The organism is Paenibacillus sp. Marseille-Q9583, from assembly GCF_976954365.1.
The window spans coordinates 61304-79989 of record NZ_CDRJTB010000010.1; the positions used below are offsets into that span (position 1 = coordinate 61304).

Below are 18686 nucleotides of genomic sequence, written 5' to 3' on the forward strand. Positions count from 1 at the left end.
AGGACGAAGATGCGGATATTGCATACGGGAGATTGGCACCTCGGCCGAACGCTGGAAGGAAGAAGCCGGCAGAAGGAGCAAGAGCAGTTCATAGATGAATTGGTGGAGATCGCCGATTTTCATAAAGTGGATTTGATAATGATGGCGGGAGATGTGTACGATTCCGTTAATCCACCAGCGGCTTCAGAACAACTATTCTATGAGGCTGCCGCAAGGCTGACTTCAGGGGGCAGGCCCCTTGTTGTGATCGCCGGAAATCATGATCAACCGGAGCGCGTATCTTCAGTTTCACCGCTTGTATTAAGGCAGGGGATTACATTAGTGGGGCTTCCTACCTCAGAGCCAGTGACTGTTCATGCTGCACGCACGGGTGAGATCGCTAAAATCGCAGCTCTTCCTTATCCCTCCGAGGCACGTCTCGGTGAACTACTTGCAGGAGATAGCGGAGAAGAGGAGCTTCGACTGGCTTACAGCGCACGGGTAGGCAAGCTCATGCAGCTGTTGGGACGGGAATTCACACCGCAGACCGTAAATTTAGCGATGAGCCATATTTATGTGCTCGGTGGGGTGGAAAGTGATTCAGAACGTCCGATTCAAGTAGGCGGAGCGTATACCGTTGATCCTTCTGCTTTGGCTTGTGGAGCGCAATATTCTGCACTTGGTCATCTTCATCGCGCTCAGCGTGTCAAAGGGGAAGGAATGATCCGTTACAGCGGCTCCCCGTTGGCATACAGTTTTTCTGAAGCAGGACAGGCCAAATCGGTAACGCTGATTGATGTTGCGCCGGGCGGTGAGCCAATCTTCGAAGAAATTTACCTCCGCTGTGGACGTCCGCTTGTAAGATGGAGCTCCACTGGTGGATTGCAGGAGGTATATAACTGGCTGGATGAAGGTAGAGATGCTTCTGCTTTTATAGATTTGGAGATTCGGCTTAGTGAAGCCATGTCGATGAATGATATACAGCGCCTGCGCAAGTCACGCGAGGGAATCATTCATATTCGTCCAATTTACCCGCAAATGGAGATGGAGCTTGAACAGACTTCCCGTTCGCGTATGCCGGTGCAAGAATTGTTCCGTAAATTCTATCAGCGTCAGACAGGTGGAGCGGAACCGGAAGATAGCTTGATAGAGCTGTTCTTACAACTAACTGAAGAAGAACGGCGTCAGCCAGAGGAAGGAGAGGAGAACTAAGGTGAAACCTATTCTATTAAAAGTAGCAGGATTACAGAGTTATAGAGAAATGCAAGAAATAGATTTTGAAAGTCTGTGTGAGACGGGTCTGTTTGGAATTTTTGGACCTACGGGCAGCGGCAAGTCTAGCTTGCTGGATGCTATTACTTTGGCGATGTACGGGAAAGTGGAACGTGCAGTTAATGGAACACAGGGGATTATGAACCACTCTGAAGATTCACTCAGCGTAGCGTTTACCTTTGAGCTCACTTCTTCCGCGGGAGCACACCGTTACCGGGTTGAACGTAAATTCAAACGTACAGGAGAGCAAACCGTCAGCAACACGATTAGCCGTTTCATCGAAATTACATCTGACGGAGATAACGTTATGGCGGATAAGCTCGCAGATGTTACGCGCTGCGTGGAGGAGCATATCGGTCTGAAAATGGATGACTTCACGCGAGCGGTTGTATTGCCGCAGGGGAAATTTGCCGAATTCTTATCACTTCGTGGCGTAGATCGACGGCAAATGCTGCAACGCCTGTTCCATCTGGAACAATATGGCGATCAGCTGGCAATTAAGCTTAGTCGCCGGGTGAAGGAAAATGAGGCTGCGCTCCGCGCGCTGGAAGCTGAGCAGCAGGGTCTTGGCAGCGCAGGCAAAGGGGATGTAGAGGCAGCGGCGGAGCGCCTCGAGCAGGCCACCCTTTATGCTGCGGAATGCCGCCGCAAACTGGAGGCGGCGCTGCAGGTCTCGGAGCGTTTCGCGCGTATACGCGAGCTCCAAGAGGAACGGACTCGCCGCGAGTTACAGCGGCAGGGGCTGCTCGCCAAGGAGGAGGAGATCCTCCTCCTTGAACGGAAGCTCGGCCAAGCTGACGAGGCCGAGGCAAGGCTTCCTGCACTGAAAGCATGGCGCAGCGCGGAAGAAGCCTTTAAGAGCCGATTGGCCCGCGCGGAGGGCCAAGAGGTGCTGGCCGCCGCCGCCGAGCAGGAGGCGGCGCGTGCCGCTGCCGCCGCGGCTGCTGCGCAGGCCGCGCTTGCGGCGGAAGAGCCGGCCCTCCGGGAGGGGGCCGGCACCTACCGCCGCGCGCTCGAGCTCGAGTTCGAGCTCGGGGCGCTGCGGCGCGAACTCGCGGCTCTGCGCGAGCGCCGCGAAGAGGCCTCCCGCAAGCTGGCGGAGCTGCGGGAGGGTATGGACCGGGAGCGTGAGCTTTTGGCCAAGGGCCAAAAGCGCCAGCAAGAGCTGCAGCTGAGCTTGCAGCCGCTCGGTGTCCGCTCCCAGGAGCGGCAGTCTCTGCAAGAAGCGATGCAGAGACTGCAAGGGCTGCACTCCGCCGAATCCCAGTGGGATAAGGCGGAGAAGGAGCGCCGCGAGCGTGCCGCTGCCCTCGCGGCTGCGCAGGCGCGGCTCGCGGAGGCCGAGGGCCGTCGCGAGCTGCAGGAAGCTGCTCGCGGGCAACTGATCCGCGAGGCGGCGCTGCATCAAGAGAAGCTGCTGGCGACAGAAGAAGATGCGCGTGCCGCAGCGGAGCGCCTGGAGCAACATGTCAGCACTTTGGAAGCGGCTATGAAGGATCAAGAGCTTCATAGACTGTCGTTAGCACTAGCTAAGGAGCTGGAAGAAGGACAACCCTGCCCTGTATGCGGCAGCGAGCATCATCCTGCACCTGCATTATTGCAGGATAGCTTAGAGCAACAAGAACTGGAAATGAAGCTTCAGCAAGTCCGGACATTGTCTAGACGGGCTTTGGAAGCTCGTCATCTGTTCCGTGGTCTTCGTGAACAGGATCAAGTATGGCTGGAGCAGGTATTTGGAAATGAAGTCATCGAAGCGGCAAATCACCCTGCAGCTGCAGGTTCAGAAGTAAGTAGTGCAGTTACTTCCACCGATTTAATCATTCCAGATGAAAAAGTCTTGGCAGAACTTGAAGCTGCACATTTGGCATTAAAAGGACAGTCAGGTGAACTACGCCGTACTGCGGTACAGTGGCAGCAATCGATGCAGGAGGTCCAGCAGCTGTGTCTCAAAGAAGCGGCAGGTGTCGCAGGTGAACGGAGCTGGGTAGAAGGAATTACTGCCAAAACTGAGGAACTCAGCGCCCAGCTGACGGCTCTACGGCAGAGCTGGACACAGCAGTTCCAGGATCTGGCACCGGGAGAAGTGGAACAAGCTTACCGTGATCTGTTAGCTAAGGATGCACAAGCTGAAGAAATTAGATCTCGTCTTGATATCAGTGTCAAGTTTCTGGAGGAGAAAAGTGCTTCAGTGCAGAACCTTCAAGAGACCATAACGGGGCTGGATAAAGAGCTGGCTCAGTGGATCACACAGATCGAAGGCAAGGAAGAATTGCAGCGTGAAAAAGATCAGCGTCTACTGGAGTGGACGAATGGTCGTGCTGCTGCTCCTCTTCTAGCGGAATGTGAAGGACGTCTGCAGGAATTGTTAACTGCTCTGGAGACAAGCAAGCAGTCACATCTTGCAGCGGCGGAGAAGGCTCAGCATGAGGTTAAGGAAGCAGCAATTACTCGCCAGGCTGCAGAATCTGCGCGTGAACATTACCTAGCAGCTACCAGTCATTGGGAACAAAGCTTGGCTTCTTCACCATTTAGTTCAGCCACTGAGATTGAAGGAGCAGCGCTCACATCCGAAGCAAGGGAAATGGCTTCTTCCCGCGTACGTGCTCATCGTGCCGAAGAAGCTGAGGTCTTGTTGCAACTGCGTAATATTGAGGAGAAGCTTGACGGAGCCAGCTTAAGTGAAGAAGAATGGCAAGAAAGTCAGGGGATCTTAAGAGAAAGCAGGGCTGAGGATGAAGTATCTCTTCAGGCAAGAGCACGTGCAGAGCGTGATCTGGAGGACCTGCGGCATCGACATATTCGCTGGATGGAGCTCGAAGCTAAGCGGATTGAGCACGCATCTATGCAAGATCAACTCTCCAAACTACAGACGGTCTTACGTGGGAACGCCTTTGTTGAGTACATTGCGGAGGAACAATTGATGCAGGTGTGTCAGTCCGCTTCCCAGCGGCTTCGATTCCTGAGTAAGCAGCGTTATGCATTGGAAGTTGATTCGGGTGGCGGCTTTGTGATCCGTGATGACGGGAACGGCGGGGTGAGAAGACCTGTCTCAACCCTGTCTGGTGGAGAGACCTTCCTAACATCCCTTTCGCTGGCACTTGCTCTTTCAGCTCAGATCCAACTGCGTGGGCAATATCCGTTGCAATTTTTCTTCCTAGATGAAGGGTTTGGTACTCTCGACCCAGAGCTGCTGGATACAGTGATTACTTCACTTGAAAGGTTGCATAATGACCAGCTGTCTGTCGGCATTATCAGTCACGTTCCAGAGCTTCGTGCAAGGTTGCCACGCAAGCTGGTGGTAGTTCCTGCTGAACAAGGTGGAGGGGGATCTCGTATCCTTTTGGAAAAAATGTGAAGCATTTTATACTGTGTGATCGATATCACAGATACAGCATCAACGCGCTGTTATAATACAGCTAAGCCGACATTACTTTAGAAACACCTCGGCGGACGTATGACCGGGAATGTACTCCTTTTCATACGTCCGCCGCCGAATCAGCTTTATAAGCTGTGAAGGGTGTTTCTCTTTTTTTTGCCTTTTTAGGCCCTACGGGTATATATATAGCTCAACTTCATTTGTAAACGGATTTCATTCTGTTATAGATACAGTTTTAGAGTGTGGATGTTGAATCTTCTAGCGTCTTTCGTAATTGGTGATTATCCTGTATGATTGTCTTATGATGAAGTGAAATTTCACCAATTTTTAGGAGGCAAGCACTCTATGGAGACCGTGTTTAGCAAAATTATTGAGGGTACTATTCCTTCCAAAAAAGTATTTGAGAACGAACGTATTCTTGCATTCTACGACATCGAGCCGGCTGCACCGGTACATGTGTTGATCATTCCAAAGAAGTTCATTGCTTCCATGAATGATGTCACACCTGAGGATCTTCCGCTAATTGCAGAAATTCACAGTGTAGCGCAACAGATCGCTATCGACCTTGGGATTGCCGAGTCTGGTTATCGTTTGATCAATAATTGTGGTCCAGATAGTGGACAAGCTGTGCCTCATCTTCATTATCACTTGCTTGGTGGGGCCAAGCTGGGAGCTCTCACAGGAAACTCAGCTTCTCACGCATAGTACAATCATTAAATGTTGAAGAACTTGCCAGAAAAAAAGAATAACACGAAGGTTGACACCCTATTTCCGTTTGACCTATAATGGAATTTGATAAACCGTGTTATGCTCTTGGACGGTATGGTCGGAGGGAGGGGAAACTGTGTCTGAAACGAAAGTTCGCAAAAACGAGACAATTGATGCTGCACTTCGTCGCTTTAAACGTTCCATCGCAAAAGATGGTGTCTTGGCTGAGGTGAAGAAACGCAAACATTACGAAAAGCCAAGCGTTAAGAAAAAGCTGAAGTCTGAGGCTGCTCGTAAGAGAAAGTTTTAGGAGGATTACCCACGCATGAATCTTAGCGAGAGATTGAACGAAGATATGAAGCAAGCGATGAAGAGTAAGGACAAGTTCACGCTCTCCACGATTCGAATGGTTCGTTCTACAATAAAGTATCTTGAAATAGATTTGAAGAGAACATTGGACGACAACGAAGTGCTTGATATCCTTAGTCGTGAAATCAAACAGCGCAAAGATGCCCTCCAAGAATTTGAATCAGCGGGTCGCGATGAGCTTGCCGCGAGTACGAAGGCAGAAATCGAGATTATTATTAAGTATCTTCCCGAGCAACTTTCCGAAGAAGAAATTAAAGCAATTGTACAGCAGACCATCCAGGAAACCGGTGCTTCTTCGAAAAGTGAAATGGGTAAGGTCATGAGCGCACTGATGCCTAAGGTCAAAGGTCGCGCCGATGGTAAACTCGTGAACCAAGCGGTTCAGCAATTTCTGCAATAATATAGCGCCAGCACCCCTTGTAAAAGGGGTGCTTTTCTTTGAATTATAAGAATTATTAGTTTCACACCACACTTTATCCTTATAATTCTCGCATAAACGCTTACCGTCCCTAATTGGACGTTGTAGGCGTTTTAGCTTGTTTTGAAACGTAATTACGCTTACAACGTAATAAAGTTTATGTGTCCCGGGTCAAGTTGAAGAAGGGAGGTAAAAACATTGAAAAGATTACGGAAAATTATGTTAGCCAGCATTCCCGTTGTTTTACTGTTACTGCTCTTAACACCGTTTATCCCGAATGTAAGCGCTGATGTAACAGCACCAAAAGCACCGAAAGCTACGAATGGCGAGATGAAGAAAGGCCCTGTGTTTATTATTCCGGTTGATCAGAAAATTGAAAGAGGTCTGCAAAGCTTTTTGGAAAGAGGGTTCGCAGAAGCTGCTAATTACGGAGCGGTTCTAATTTTACTGGAGGTGGATACACCGGGTGGACTGGTGAGTTCAGCAGAACAGATTGGGACGATGGTAAGAGATAGTGACATACCTACGGCTGCTTTTATTAAAGGTGATGCCGCTTCCGCAGGCAGTTACATAGCACTTAACGCAGGTGCAATCATCATGAAGCCGGGCAGCATGATCGGTTCTGCATCTCTAGTAGATAGTAGCGGCCAGAAAGTAGATGACGCGAAGATGGTGTCCTACTGGAAATCAAAAATGATTGGAGCCGCTGCTCTAAATGAGCGTGATCCTGATGTTGCTGCGGGAATGGTCGATAGTAATTTGGTTGTGGATAAGCCAGATCTTGGCGTATCTAAAGCGCAGGGCGAAATTATTGCCTTGTCTAGTGACGAAGCTTTAAAAGCTGGTTATGCTGATCAAATTACAACCACTCCAGAAGATGCAATTACTTGGCTAGGGTATACTACAGATGACATTTTTCGTGTGGAGCATACGGGTGCCGAGAAAATGTCGCAATTTCTGACGAATCCGATTATTATGACGATTCTGTTGTTCATCGGGATTACAGGCATTGTGATTGAGTTAATCGTTCCGGGCTTTGGTGCACCTGGGATTATTGGGACATTAGCCTTTGTTTTATATTTTTTCGGAAATTCTGTAGCAGGGTTTGCCGGATCAGAGACTTGGCTTTTGTTCATAATCGGACTTGTCATGCTTGTGCTGGAGCTATTCGTGCCGAGCTTTGGGATATTGGGGATACTCGGTTCCGTGAGCCTTGTGGCAGGTGTCGTACGCGCAGCATACAGCTTCACACATGCATTGTTTAGTCTCGGTATCGCATTCGCGGCTGCAACAGTAGTCATTGTGATTGTGGCTGTCGCATTTAAAGAACGTGGAATTTGGAATAGGTTTATTTTAAAGGATACGCTCTCTAAAGATCAGGGATTTGTACCTGTTGAAGAGAAGTTAAGTTTAGTTGGAGCTATAGGAAACAGTATTACTCCACTTCGTCCAGCCGGAACGGCTATGATTGGCGGCGAGCGAGTAGATGTCGTTACTGAAGGCAGCTTTATTAGCGTTAATGCACCGGTCTCTGTTGTAAAAGTTGAGGGCGGACGGATTGTAGTGAAGGAAATTAAGGAATAAGGTAAAAGATAAAGGGTATGGCGAATAGTAGCTCCACAATAATTTATTGGAGGTTGTAAAGTTATGGAAGCATCTTTAATTACTTTTTTGTTGATTGCGGTAGTCGTAGTCATTTTGTTGAGTGTCTTTTTAAGCTTCTTCCCGGTCATGCTCTGGATTTCTGCATTGGCGTCGGGCGTTAGAATTAGTATTATTACGCTGGTGGCGATGAGATTGCGTCGTGTAACACCAAGTCGAATCGTTAATCCAATGATTAAAGCGACTAAGGCAGGTCTTGGACTGAATATTAATCAACTGGAGAGTCACTATCTCGCAGGTGGTAACGTAGACCGGGTGGTTAATGCGCTTATTGCAGCACAACGTGCAGATATTCCTTTGGAATTTACACGCGCAGCGGCTATTGATCTTGCAGGACGCGATGTGCTTCAGGCTGTGCAAATGAGCGTTAACCCTCGTGTAATTGAAACACCAGTTGTTGCTGCTGTCGCTAAAAACGGGATTGAAGTCAAGGTAAAAGCACGTGTAACTGTACGTGCCAATATCGACCGTCTCGTGGGTGGTGCGGGTGAAGAAACGATCATTGCCCGTGTTGGTGAAGGGATTGTAACGACAGTAGGTTCAAGTGATTCACATAAAGATGTCTTGGAAAACCCGGATTTGATTTCTCGGACGGTATTGTCCAAAGGTCTGGATTCAGGTACTGCCTTTGAGATCCTCTCCATTGATATTGCGGATATTGATGTCGGCAAGAATATCGGTGCTTATCTGCAAACCGAACAAGCAGAAGCGGATAAACGTATTGCACAAGCCAAGGCTGAAGAGCGCAGAGCAATGGCTGTCGCTCATGAGCAAGAGATGAAGGCACGCGTAGTTGAAATGAAGGCGCTTGTTGTGGAAGCCGAGTCTCAGGTACCTATGGCGATGGCTGAGGCGCTCAGAAATGGTCAAATTGGTGTGATGGATTATATGAATATCAAAAACATCGAGGCCGATACTCAAATGCGCGGTTCCCTCGGTAAAATGAATGATCAGGACGACAATAACCGTCCAAACAATAATAAATAAAGGGGATGTGAATCTCCATGAGCTGGATCTATATTGTTGCGGTTATAATCTTCGCGATTGTATCCAATGTGAACAAGGCCACGAAGAACAAACCCAAAGGGACTACACGCGGAGGGATGCCGACTTTTGGTGGAGGTGAAGGGAATCCTCTCCGCCGTAATAAGGATGTAGACGGGAACAAAGAGCAACCAGAGCAATCTAGTAGTGGGTTTCCTACTCCAGTTACTACATCCTCCCGTGAGTATGATGCATCACCTGCCTTTCCAGAGCCTGCGTACATCCCAACACCAGATTATTCTACTGGAGAAGGTATGTCTTTGGAGTACGCTGATGACGGAGTTGAATTGCGCACGCAAAGAATGCAGGAAGAGGTGCGGCGTCTTCAAGCTGCTTTCGATGGAATTGCAGGAGCGGATTCCAAGTCGAAGAAGACGAAGAGTTCATCCTCTGACACAGCTGTTCAGTCAAATCGAACAGGGAATAGGGATGAGCTGCGCAATGGTGTGGTTTGGGCGGAAATTTTGGGACCTCCGCGCGCTCGCCAGCCGCATTCCAGCCGAAGATCGTAATTTTCGGTCATTGTAACAATTAAGTCTTGGCTTTCCTTTCTTTACGATAGGACGCCAAGGCTTTTTTTTGCATTTTTTATACCTGAAAGGTGCTCCTTTATGAGTTCTTCTCATAAACAAAAGCGTTGCCGCATAAGGTGTACAGAAGGCAGGAAGGGGGAGCGTCTACTTATGACCCGTATTGGCCGCAGGCTGCGGGGATGGACAAACGGGGTGTTGGATTTACCACAGGATTTACTACAGGAAATGCCCCGGATCACCCTGATCGGCAATAAGGAACTGTATATCGAGAATCATCGCGGCGTGCTGCATTTTTCCTCAGGCCAGCTTAAGCTCGCGTTAGCTAAAGGATCGCTTGAAATCACAGGCGAGGATCTTGTCATTCGCAATATTCTTGGTCAGGAGCTGGCAGTAGAAGGCATTATCGGAGAGATCAGATATAAAGAAAGCGAGGGGAAATCATGAAGGAACCACCTCTTTCATCACTGCGGGGATTCGTTACACTGCATGTGACGGGGCCTCAGGTGGAGAGATTCATTAATGTCATTTCTGAAGCAGGTATAGTGATTTGGGATGTGAGGCCCGCTGAGGGCGGCGCTTCCCTTAAGCTGCTTCTGAATGATTTTTATGTCCTCCGTCCGATTTTAAAGAAGACAGGCTGTCGGATGCACGTTACAGGAAGAAGCGGACTGCCTTTTTTGATGGCGCGGCTCTGGAAACGTAAATTTTTTGGCATGGGAATATTGATATTCGGGATTATGCTCTTTATGTTATCCACGATGGTATGGAGCATTAGAGTCGAGGGGAATGAAAAAATTGCCTCCGAGGATATATTGGCAGCTGCTCGCCAGGAGGGGGTGTATCCTTTTCAATGGATATGGCGTCTGGATGAGCCGGACAAGCTCTCTAAGGGGCTCCTAGCCCAATTACCTGGCGTTTCATGGATAGGGGTGCAGCGGACGGGGACGAGCATTAAAATTCAGGTGGTAGAATCTAAACAGCCGGATATCAAACCTCTACTTAGTCAGCGGCATTTGATTAGCAGAACAGATGCGGTGGTAACTGAAATATATGCGGAGCAGGGCAGACCGGTTGTAGCGCGTAACTCACGGGTTAAAAAAGGGGATATCCTGATCTCAGGTGCTTTAGGCGACGAAGAGAATGTACAGTATGTGGTGGCTAAAGGTGAGGTTAAGGGTCTAGTGTGGCATGAATACAATATAGAGGTGCCTCTTACAACAATAAATAGCTCATATACAGGGGAGCGTAAAGATCGAACCTATCTGGTGCTTGGTAAATGGGCTATCCAGCTATGGGGCTATGGCGATTCTCCTTTTGAGAAATCACGAACACTTACTGAGCAAGATCCGCTGTCCTGGCGGTCCATTAAGCTGCCGCTGGGCCTAATGACTGAGAAAGAAATGGAGATTAGTGAAACAAGTGAGACATTAACTCCAGAGGCTGGATTTGAAAAGGGAATAGAGCGAGCGAAGAATGATATTTTGGCGCGTTATGGCGTTGATAGCGTCATCAAAAGTCAAAAAGTTTTGCATGAGAAGAAAGAGAATGGTAAAGTTTATATGAAAGTGATCTTTGAAGTAGAAGAAAAAATTTCCGAAGAACTGCCAATAGTAAACAATTGAGGAGAATGAGGCTACTTGTCAGAACAGACTGCAAGCATTCGTATTACTTTGCAAAATGCGGGAGAAGCGCAATCGCTGTTCGGCCCGCAAGATGGATTCCTAAAAATCATCGAGAGTGAAATTCCTGCTATTATTGATTCCCGTGAAGCAGAGTTAACGATACGTGGTGCGGAGCGGGAAGTAGACATGCTGGGACAATTGTTTAATGTGTTGCTGTCCCTCATTCGGAGCGGTTACATACTTACTGAACGTGATGTGCAGTACGCTGTGGAGCTGGCGAAAGATTTTCGGGTCGATCAATTGCTCGATTTGTTCAAGGGAGAAATTACAACAACTTTTCGTGGAAAGCCTATCCGTGTCAAAACGATTGGCCAGAAGCATTATGTGACAACAATCAAGAAGCGTGATATTGTATTCGGAATCGGTCCTGCAGGAACGGGTAAGACCTACTTGGCGGTAGTGCTTGCAGTTACGGCACTTAAAGAAGGTTCTGTTAAGCGTATCATTCTTACGCGCCCAGCAGTAGAAGCAGGAGAGAGTCTAGGGTTCCTCCCAGGGGATTTGCAAGAAAAGGTAGATCCATACCTCCGTCCGTTATATGACGCCTTATACGACGTTATGGGGCCCGATCAGGTGGCTAAGGCACTTGAACGGGGATTGATTGAAATTGCTCCGCTCGCTTATATGCGTGGTCGTACGCTGGATGATTCATTTATTATTTTGGATGAAGCCCAGAATACAACGCCTGAGCAAATGAAAATGTTTTTGACTCGACTCGGCTTCGGGTCCAAAATGGTGATTACGGGTGACGTTACCCAGATTGACCTGCCTCGCGGCAAGAAATCCGGTTTGATTGAGGCTAAAGCGATTTTATCCGGCATAGAAGAACTCGGTTTTGTTTATTTTGCGGAGCAGGATGTAGTACGGCATTCCCTGGTGCAGAAAATTATCGTTGCCTATGACCGCTCTGCCGAAAACCTCCAATAAAGGGGATTGTCTTCATGGCTTCAAAGCAACCATCTAAATTAAGCGGATTTGTATATACGAACAACGGATGGAAGTATAGCGCGGTGACACGCTATGCTCTTTTCCTGTTACTCGGACTTGTGTTCTACTTCAGTCTGTCGCCCGATCTACTACCTAAGCGGTACGATATAAAAGAGAATACGCTCAGCGCGAAGGAGATTATTTCGCCTAAGCAAATTTTGGACAAGAAGGCAACGCTAAAGGCGGCGGAAGAAGCTGCTGAGAGAGTGGATCTGAAATACAAGATCATCCCCATGAGGGCGGATAACCTTGTGACTTCTTTACTGGATCGGATTGATCGTCTCAATCAGGATGATCTGATTTCACAAACGGATAAGACAACTATTTATCGTGAGGAAATTCCGCGTAGAGCCAGTGACTTTGTCTTGAACTTCGTAGCTTCTAATCGGGGAAATGGGACTTATTCTGATCATTTGTTGGAGGAAATGCAATCTGTCATCAAGGATCAGGCTTATGTCATTCCTGAGGAGACCTACATCAAGATTCCGCGTCTGACCTCTCAAGACATTATCGAAATGAAGCCGGTCGCTCGTGACATCGTAACCAGGCTTATGAATGATCAAATCATGGATGCTCAGACTGCGCGTGCCAAGGTAGCAGAGCAAGTCAGTATTAGCTCCCTCAGTCAGCGTACAGCACGTGAGGTTGTACAGGAGCTGGTGCGGTTAGTGATTTCAAGCAACAAGTTCTATGATGAGGATGCTACGAAGGAAGCTAAGGTGCAGGCTCGTGAGAACACACCTAATGTGTTCATTGAGCAAGGAGATGTGCTCGTCGCTAAAGGGCAGAAAATTACCCCGGAGCTATATACCCTTTTAGATGAAAATGGCCTTTTAAGTAATGTGGTCAATTATTGGCCTCAGGTTGGATTGCTATTACTTGCTACCATGCTATCTGCGGGTCTAATGGTGTTTATCCGTTACTCTGGCGGAACCGCCGGCTTCAAGTATAATAATTCCCAGTTATTAATGCTGGTGCTTGTGTTTGTTATTACGATCATCTCCATGCGGTTGACCGCAATTTTGCAGACGGATGTCCATTCCTATCTCGGGTATCTGGCTCCAGTAGCCATTGGTGCTATGCTGATTACCATGCTTCTGGATATGACATTAGCGTATTTCTGTTCTATTCTGATCAGTATACTCGCCAGTATCATTTTGAATGTTCAGCAGAATTCGGTGTTTGATTTTACCTTTGGCTTCTTTTCAATTGTTGTTTGTTATGTAGCTATTTTTGCCACTCATCGTGCAGGCCAGCGTTCCACATTATTAAAAGGCGGGATTATGGTATCCCTTTTTGGCTGTGTGACCGTCTTTATGCTGACCCTCTTAGCTGGTGGTGAATGGAAAGATGTAAGCACGCTGTATGCCGTTGGTTTTGCTTTTGCGAGTGGGCTTTTGACTGCAGTGCTTGTGATTGGTCTGATGCCTTTCTTTGAAGCTACCTTTGGTATTCTATCTGCCCTGAAGCTGGTAGAGTTGTCTAATCCGAACCATCCCTTATTGCGCAAGCTTCTTACGGAAACACCAGGAACCTATCACCATAGCGTAATGGTAGGTAACCTGTCAGAAGCGGCCGCAGAAGCGATTGGAGCAGATGGCCTATTGTGCCGGGTAGGATCGTATTATCATGATATTGGTAAAACAAAACGTCCGTTTTATTTTATTGAAAATCAGAATAATATGGAAAACCCACATGATTCTATTGAACCGAAGCTTAGTAAATCTATCATTGTAGCTCACGCCCGCGATGGGGTGGAAATGCAACGAGAATATAAGCTGCCCAAACCGATTCGTGATATTGCTGAGCAGCATCATGGGACGACGTTCCTGCATTATTTTTACCATAAAGCCCTGAAGCTGGCGGAAGAAAAAGGTGTAGAGCCTGATTTTACCGAGGAAGATTTCCGTTATCCTGGCCCGAAAGCTCAGTCGAAGGAATCGGCTGTTGTAGGAATTGCCGACAGTGTTGAAGCTGCGGTGCGATCCTTGCGCAAACCAACCGTCCTTCAGGTGGAAACGATGATTGAGAAAATAATTAAAAGTCGACTGGATGATCATCAGTTTGACGAATGTGATTTAACGATTAAAGAATTGGACATTATTGCACGGACGCTGAAAGAAACGGTCATGGGGATCTTCCATTCACGGATCGAATACCCAGAAGATGTGCGTAAGCCGAAAAAAGAGGAAGGGGCAGCTAACCCATGAGTTTGGAGATCGTTTGGGATAACGAGCAAGAAGAATACGAGATAAAGGACGATCTCATAGCACTGCTGGAGAGCATTTTGCAAAAAGCAGGTGAAGCGGAAGGGATCGATCAGGGAGAGGTTGCGCTTACTTTTGTCGATAACACTAGTATTCATGAGTTGAACTTGGAATACCGGGGAATTGACCGTCCGACGGACGTACTTTCTTTTGCGATGAATGAAAGCGGAGAGGACGAGATGGACATTATATACGAAGTAGAAGAAGGCGAAGCGCTGGAAGATGTTCCGGATGTACTGGGAGATATTATCATTTCCGTAACTCGTGCTCAGGAGCAAGCACAGGAATATGGTCATTCGCTGGAGCGTGAGCTTGGTTTCCTCTTTGTGCACGGATTTCTACATTTGTTAGGATATGATCATCAGGATGAAGCTTCAGAGGCTGAAATGATGTCTAAGCAAGAGAAAGTACTAGCTCAGGTTGGGTTGACTCGCTAATGGTGAAGAACACGGCGGTAGGACATAAGAAGTTCTGGCACTCTTTTCGGTTTGCATCGCAAGGCATCGTGTCGGCATTCAAATCCGAGCTTAACATGAAGGTGCATTGCTGTTTGGCTGTGGTTGTACTTCTTGCCGCTGCCGTGTTCAGACTTCCGCTGGCCAGTTGGATGTTGCTGCTCTTCTCCATCACGCTTGTCTTAACCGCCGAGTTGCTCAATACAGCAATTGAAGCGACGGTAGACCTGATCTCGCCGGAGATTCACCCACTGGCTAAGAGAGCAAAAGATACCGCCGCAGGAGCTGTGCTTCTTACGGCGGTGTTTGCTGTCTTAGTCGGGGTCTATGTTTTTTACCACCCGGTGATGGACTGGATTACCGGACTTATGTCATAATCAGGTTACAATTCAATTCAGGGGAGAGGCGGACCCGCGTTTTGCGATTCCGTCTCTTTGGTTACTGGATGTTTAGGAAGAAAGTTTTGTACGAAGAAAATTCAATGAAGTGATGCCAACAAAACTAAGTGGATGCTTCCGAAGTGAGTTTTGTACGAAGTGATTCCACGATGTAGCGCTAAACAAAACCTTAGGAGGACCCAAATATGGATTCCGCTCTTCTCATGCAAGAAGCGATAAAAGCACGTGCTAAGGCATATATTCCTTACTCCCGATTCGGAGTAGGAGCCGCCCTCCTTGATCAGGATGGTCATATTCATCACGGGTGTAATGTAGAAAACGCTGCTTTTGGCCCAACGAATTGTGCGGAGCGGACAGCTTTATTCCGTGCTATCGCCGACGGTCATGCTATCGGTTCTTTCAAGGCAATTGCCGTTGTTGCTGATTCCGATGGTCCCGTATCACCTTGCGGTGTGTGCCGCCAAGTTATGATTGAGTTGTGTTCACCCGACATGAAGGTTATCCTTGGAAACATGAAGGGCGATATAGTTGAGACCACGGTGGGAGAATTACTTCCCGGCGCTTTTGGTCCCGTAGATCTGAAGCAAGGACAAGCTCCAGAGTAAAATGAGAGTTTGATTTAATGCCTGTTTAAAGGCAAATCAGGTATAGTTAGACGAAGGTTGCTACTTTAATTGCACAGAATACAACTAAAACACCGAAACATAAACTCAAACTCAAACTCAAATTAGTTGTACAAAGTACAATTAAAAGTGTACAGTCATCATCAATTAAGGCAGAATGATGCAAATTATGTGTTGTTAGAGTAACATTACGAGGTAAGCGCCGCGGCAACGCCGCTAGCGATTCTTTGCACATCGTAACTTGAAACACTGCCTGTAAGCTGCATCTCAGTAATCTTTATCCATGGTGAGCTTAATGCGAACCGTGTTAATAAGCGACAGTGAAGCGTGTCCCCAACAGGGGACGAAAGCGCTCATGCAACATCGTCCCTCTAATCCCGCCAAACGTTGCAGGTACGCCTATTTCCGGGTGTCTAGAGGGCCGGGGCCCTTGGGGTCCCCCTTGGCTAAGGGGGATTTAGGGGGATCGATAAAGGTTTTAAAAAAAGATTGAATGATTGAAGAAGATTGTATGATTGAAAAGGATTGAACTAGAAGGAAAGTATGGAAGGAAGATAATATGAAATTCAAATCAGGCTTTGTCGCAATTATCGGCAGACCGAACGTAGGTAAATCGACACTCATGAACCAGGTTATTGGACAGAAGATTGCAATCATGTCGGATAAGCCACAGACCACTAGAAACAAAATCCATGGGGTCTATACAACGAATAATTCGCAAATCGTGTTCCTGGACACACCAGGTATTCATAAAAGACAGTCCAAGCTAGGCGACTACATGAACCAAACTGCAATGAGCACGCTGGGTGAAGTTGAGGCTGTGCTGTTCCTTGTGGATGCTGCAGATGGTTTGGGCGGTGGAGACCGATACATTGCTGAGCAATTAAACGGACTTAAGACGCCAGTTATTCTTGTACTCAACAAGATCGATAAAATAGAGCCGGAAGCATTGCTCCCACTTATGGCTCAGTATAACAAGCTGCATAACTTTGCTGAAATCATTCCAATTTCTGCTAAGATGGGTAGCAATGTTAACACGCTGTTAGAGCAAGTCGCTAAGTATTTACCAGAAGGTCCGCAATACTACCCAGAAGATCAAATTACGGATCACCCTGAGCAATTTGTGTGCGCAGAACTAATTCGTGAGAAGATTCTGCATTTGACGCGCGAAGAAGTACCGCATTCCATTGCTGTGGCTATCGAAGATATGAGGGTTGAGCCGAATGGTGTAGTGCATGTGTCTGCCGTTATTTTTGTTGAACGTGATTCTCAGAAGGGGATCATTATCGGTAAGCAAGGTGCGCTGCTTAAAGAGGTTGGTAGACGCGCTCGGACAGACATTGAGAATCTTTTGGGTTCGAAGATTTTTCTGGAGCTATGGGTAAAAGTGAAAAAAGACTGGCGTAATCAGGACCGCGTTCTGCGGGATTTGGGCTTCCATAAAGACCTTTAAGATTATCCGTCATTCCTTGTTTGGCAGGAATTGCAAGGATAGAACCTGGCTCATCGCACATCCTAATTCATGAAGAGACATCGTCTTTCCCAAGAAAGGATGAATACGAATGCGAAACTTTTCGTGGAAGTATTTTGCAATGACAGGAGACGTCGATGCTTACCTGCTATACAAGGAAGCTGGCTATCCACTTGAAGACAGTGGATTACAGCTAGTGGAAGAAGAGAAGGTCTGTGATGAAGAAGCGCAATAAGGACTGGTTGCTTGCCGAATGGTTGGGGGAAGAGGCATGCTACACAGGGTGGAAGGGATCGTCATCCGCAGCATGGACTACGGCGAGGGGAACGCAATTATTACGCTTTGCACCGAGAACGCCGGGAAAGTAGGAGTTCTGGTACGAGGTGCTAAGAAGGTTAAGAGCCGCCATGCTGCCCTGATCCAGCTGTTCACCGTCGGGGAATTTGTTTTTTTTAGAAATAACGGAGGTCTTGGAACGCTGAATTCCGGCGAGATCACGAAGTCTCACCACCCTCTGCGTGAGGATTTGATTAAAGCAGCATATGCATCATACGCTTGTGAACTGCTTGATAAAGTCCTGCATGATGAGGAGACGGGGAGCTTCTGGTTTCGCCAGCTTACGGCCTGCTTGAACGCACTTGAAGAAGATAAGGAACCTGGAGTTATCATAAATGTTTATGAAATGAAGATTTTGCAAGCAGCCGGTTATGGTCCAGAATTCGACACCTGTGTAATATGTGGAGCTGAAAAGCCTGATGAACAACTGCTGATAAGCCCTCGCCTTGGTGGAGCGCTCTGCCGCAGCTGTAAACATAATGATCCTCCAGCAATGGAGGTCTCTGCTCGTGCGTTGAAATTACTACGCTTATTCGCCAGACTTGATCTAACTAGATTAGGGAATGTCGATGTCAAAGAAAGTAGCCGTGATGAGCTGAAAAAAATTATGCGAGCCTTTATGGATGTGCAGCTTGGATTAAAGCTAAAATCACAGAATTTCCTGGATCAGCTCGACAAGTACAAGATTTGACGAAATCTGATTTTTCCGTTACTATAGGAACAGTTTAATTATAAGATTATCGCCGTTTTGCTCCACTTCGGGAGAACGTGCACTGATCGGGAAAGTAATGAGCGATATTGTCGCGATTCAGCGAGCTGGGGGTAGTGAGAGCCTGGCGTGACAATGTTCATGAATATGGCACCCGGGAGTACGGATACGGCGAATGAAAGTGGATTTCGTTCTTGTCTTTAGCAAGTGATATTGCTGAATCAAGGATTGGAATCAAGTAGGGTGGAACCGCGGGAGAATAAGTTAAGCTCTCGTCCCTATGTCTGTTAATCAGGCATGGGGGCGGGGGTTTTTTGTTGCTGTCAGAGCGAAAAATGCCGCCTCCATGGTAAGAAGTTTTAAGCAAGATGAACTAAAAAACTTGTAAAGCGAAGGA

Annotated in this window: 18 protein-coding genes; all 18 read left to right on the top strand. The window is 47.5% G+C overall.

Features of this window, described 5'->3' with window-relative positions; translation table 11 throughout:
• Positions 1-9 precede the first annotated feature (9 nt).
• The 18 genes from ACWNM1_RS07235 to recO all read left to right on the top strand — a co-directional run bounded on the left by ACWNM1_RS07235 (position 10) and on the right by recO (position 18271).
• Entirely contained in the window at positions 10-1191 is a 1182-nt protein-coding gene (locus ACWNM1_RS07235; RefSeq protein WP_449600487.1) for an exonuclease SbcCD subunit D, read from the top strand.
• A gap of 1 nt (position 1192) precedes the next feature.
• Positions 1193-4606, top strand: coding sequence for an AAA family ATPase (locus ACWNM1_RS07240; protein WP_449600488.1), 3414 nt, complete (start codon positions 1193-1195; stop codon positions 4604-4606).
• Positions 4607-4972: 366 nt separating this feature from the next.
• Positions 4973-5332: a histidine triad nucleotide-binding protein gene (locus ACWNM1_RS07245; RefSeq protein ID WP_042130338.1), complete on the top strand. Its 360-nt coding sequence runs from the start codon at positions 4973-4975 to the stop codon at positions 5330-5332.
• A 139-nt stretch (positions 5333-5471) separates the two neighbouring features.
• On the top strand, positions 5472-5645 hold the full coding sequence (gene rpsU / locus ACWNM1_RS07250) for a 30S ribosomal protein S21 (protein WP_036657994.1): 174 nt from the start codon (positions 5472-5474) through the stop codon (positions 5643-5645).
• A gap of 15 nt (positions 5646-5660) precedes the next feature.
• Positions 5661-6104 carry a GatB/YqeY domain-containing protein gene (locus ACWNM1_RS07255; RefSeq protein ID WP_042190953.1) on the top strand — a complete coding sequence of 148 codons (444 nt, stop codon included), beginning with the start codon at positions 5661-5663 and terminating at the stop codon, positions 6102-6104.
• A 237-nt stretch (positions 6105-6341) separates the two neighbouring features.
• On the top strand, positions 6342-7706 hold the full coding sequence (locus ACWNM1_RS07260; RefSeq protein WP_449600516.1) for an NfeD family protein: 1365 nt from the start codon (positions 6342-6344) through the stop codon (positions 7704-7706).
• 63 nt (positions 7707-7769) lie between these two features.
• Entirely contained in the window at positions 7770-8771 is a 1002-nt protein-coding gene (gene floA / locus ACWNM1_RS07265) for a flotillin-like protein FloA (RefSeq protein ID WP_042190951.1), read from the top strand.
• A 17-nt stretch (positions 8772-8788) separates the two neighbouring features.
• Entirely contained in the window at positions 8789-9340 is a 552-nt protein-coding gene (locus ACWNM1_RS07270) for a hypothetical protein (RefSeq protein ID WP_449600489.1), read from the top strand.
• 171 nt (positions 9341-9511) lie between these two features.
• Complete coding sequence (yqfC, locus tag ACWNM1_RS07275; RefSeq protein WP_060621997.1) at positions 9512-9805, top strand: sporulation protein YqfC; 294 nt, start codon at positions 9512-9514, stop codon at positions 9803-9805.
• A complete protein-coding gene (gene yqfD, locus ACWNM1_RS07280) occupies positions 9802-10983 on the top strand; it encodes a sporulation protein YqfD (protein ID WP_449600490.1) in 1182 nt (393 codons plus the stop codon). Before yqfC ends, yqfD begins: the two co-directional genes overlap by 4 nt.
• A 15-nt stretch (positions 10984-10998) precedes the next feature.
• Positions 10999-11970, top strand: coding sequence for a PhoH family protein (locus ACWNM1_RS07285; RefSeq protein ID WP_042190944.1), 972 nt, complete (start codon positions 10999-11001; stop codon positions 11968-11970).
• A 14-nt stretch (positions 11971-11984) separates the two neighbouring features.
• Positions 11985-14240 (top strand): HD family phosphohydrolase, encoded by a 2256-nt coding sequence (locus ACWNM1_RS07290; protein WP_449600491.1) that lies wholly within the window; start codon positions 11985-11987, stop codon positions 14238-14240.
• Positions 14237-14734, top strand: a complete 498-nt coding sequence (gene ybeY, locus ACWNM1_RS07295; protein WP_449600492.1) for an rRNA maturation RNase YbeY — start codon at positions 14237-14239, stop codon at positions 14732-14734. Before ACWNM1_RS07290 ends, ybeY begins: the two co-directional genes overlap by 4 nt.
• On the top strand, positions 14734-15129 hold the full coding sequence (locus tag ACWNM1_RS07300; RefSeq protein ID WP_449600493.1) for a diacylglycerol kinase family protein: 396 nt from the start codon (positions 14734-14736) through the stop codon (positions 15127-15129). The genes ybeY and ACWNM1_RS07300 overlap by 1 nt, the downstream gene beginning before the upstream one ends.
• 206 nt (positions 15130-15335) lie before the next feature.
• Positions 15336-15755 carry a cytidine deaminase gene (locus tag ACWNM1_RS07305; protein ID WP_042130321.1) on the top strand — a complete coding sequence of 140 codons (420 nt, stop codon included), beginning with the start codon at positions 15336-15338 and terminating at the stop codon, positions 15753-15755.
• 577 nt (positions 15756-16332) lie between these two features.
• Positions 16333-17226 carry a GTPase Era gene (era, locus tag ACWNM1_RS07310; protein ID WP_042190933.1) on the top strand — a complete coding sequence of 298 codons (894 nt, stop codon included), beginning with the start codon at positions 16333-16335 and terminating at the stop codon, positions 17224-17226.
• Between the two features lie 109 nt (positions 17227-17335).
• Complete coding sequence (locus ACWNM1_RS07315; RefSeq protein WP_076117313.1) at positions 17336-17479, top strand: YqzL family protein; 144 nt, start codon at positions 17336-17338, stop codon at positions 17477-17479.
• A 36-nt stretch (positions 17480-17515) separates the two neighbouring features.
• Positions 17516-18271 carry a DNA repair protein RecO gene (gene recO / locus ACWNM1_RS07320; RefSeq protein WP_042190931.1) on the top strand — a complete coding sequence of 252 codons (756 nt, stop codon included), beginning with the start codon at positions 17516-17518 and terminating at the stop codon, positions 18269-18271.
• Positions 18272-18686 lie beyond the last annotated feature (415 nt).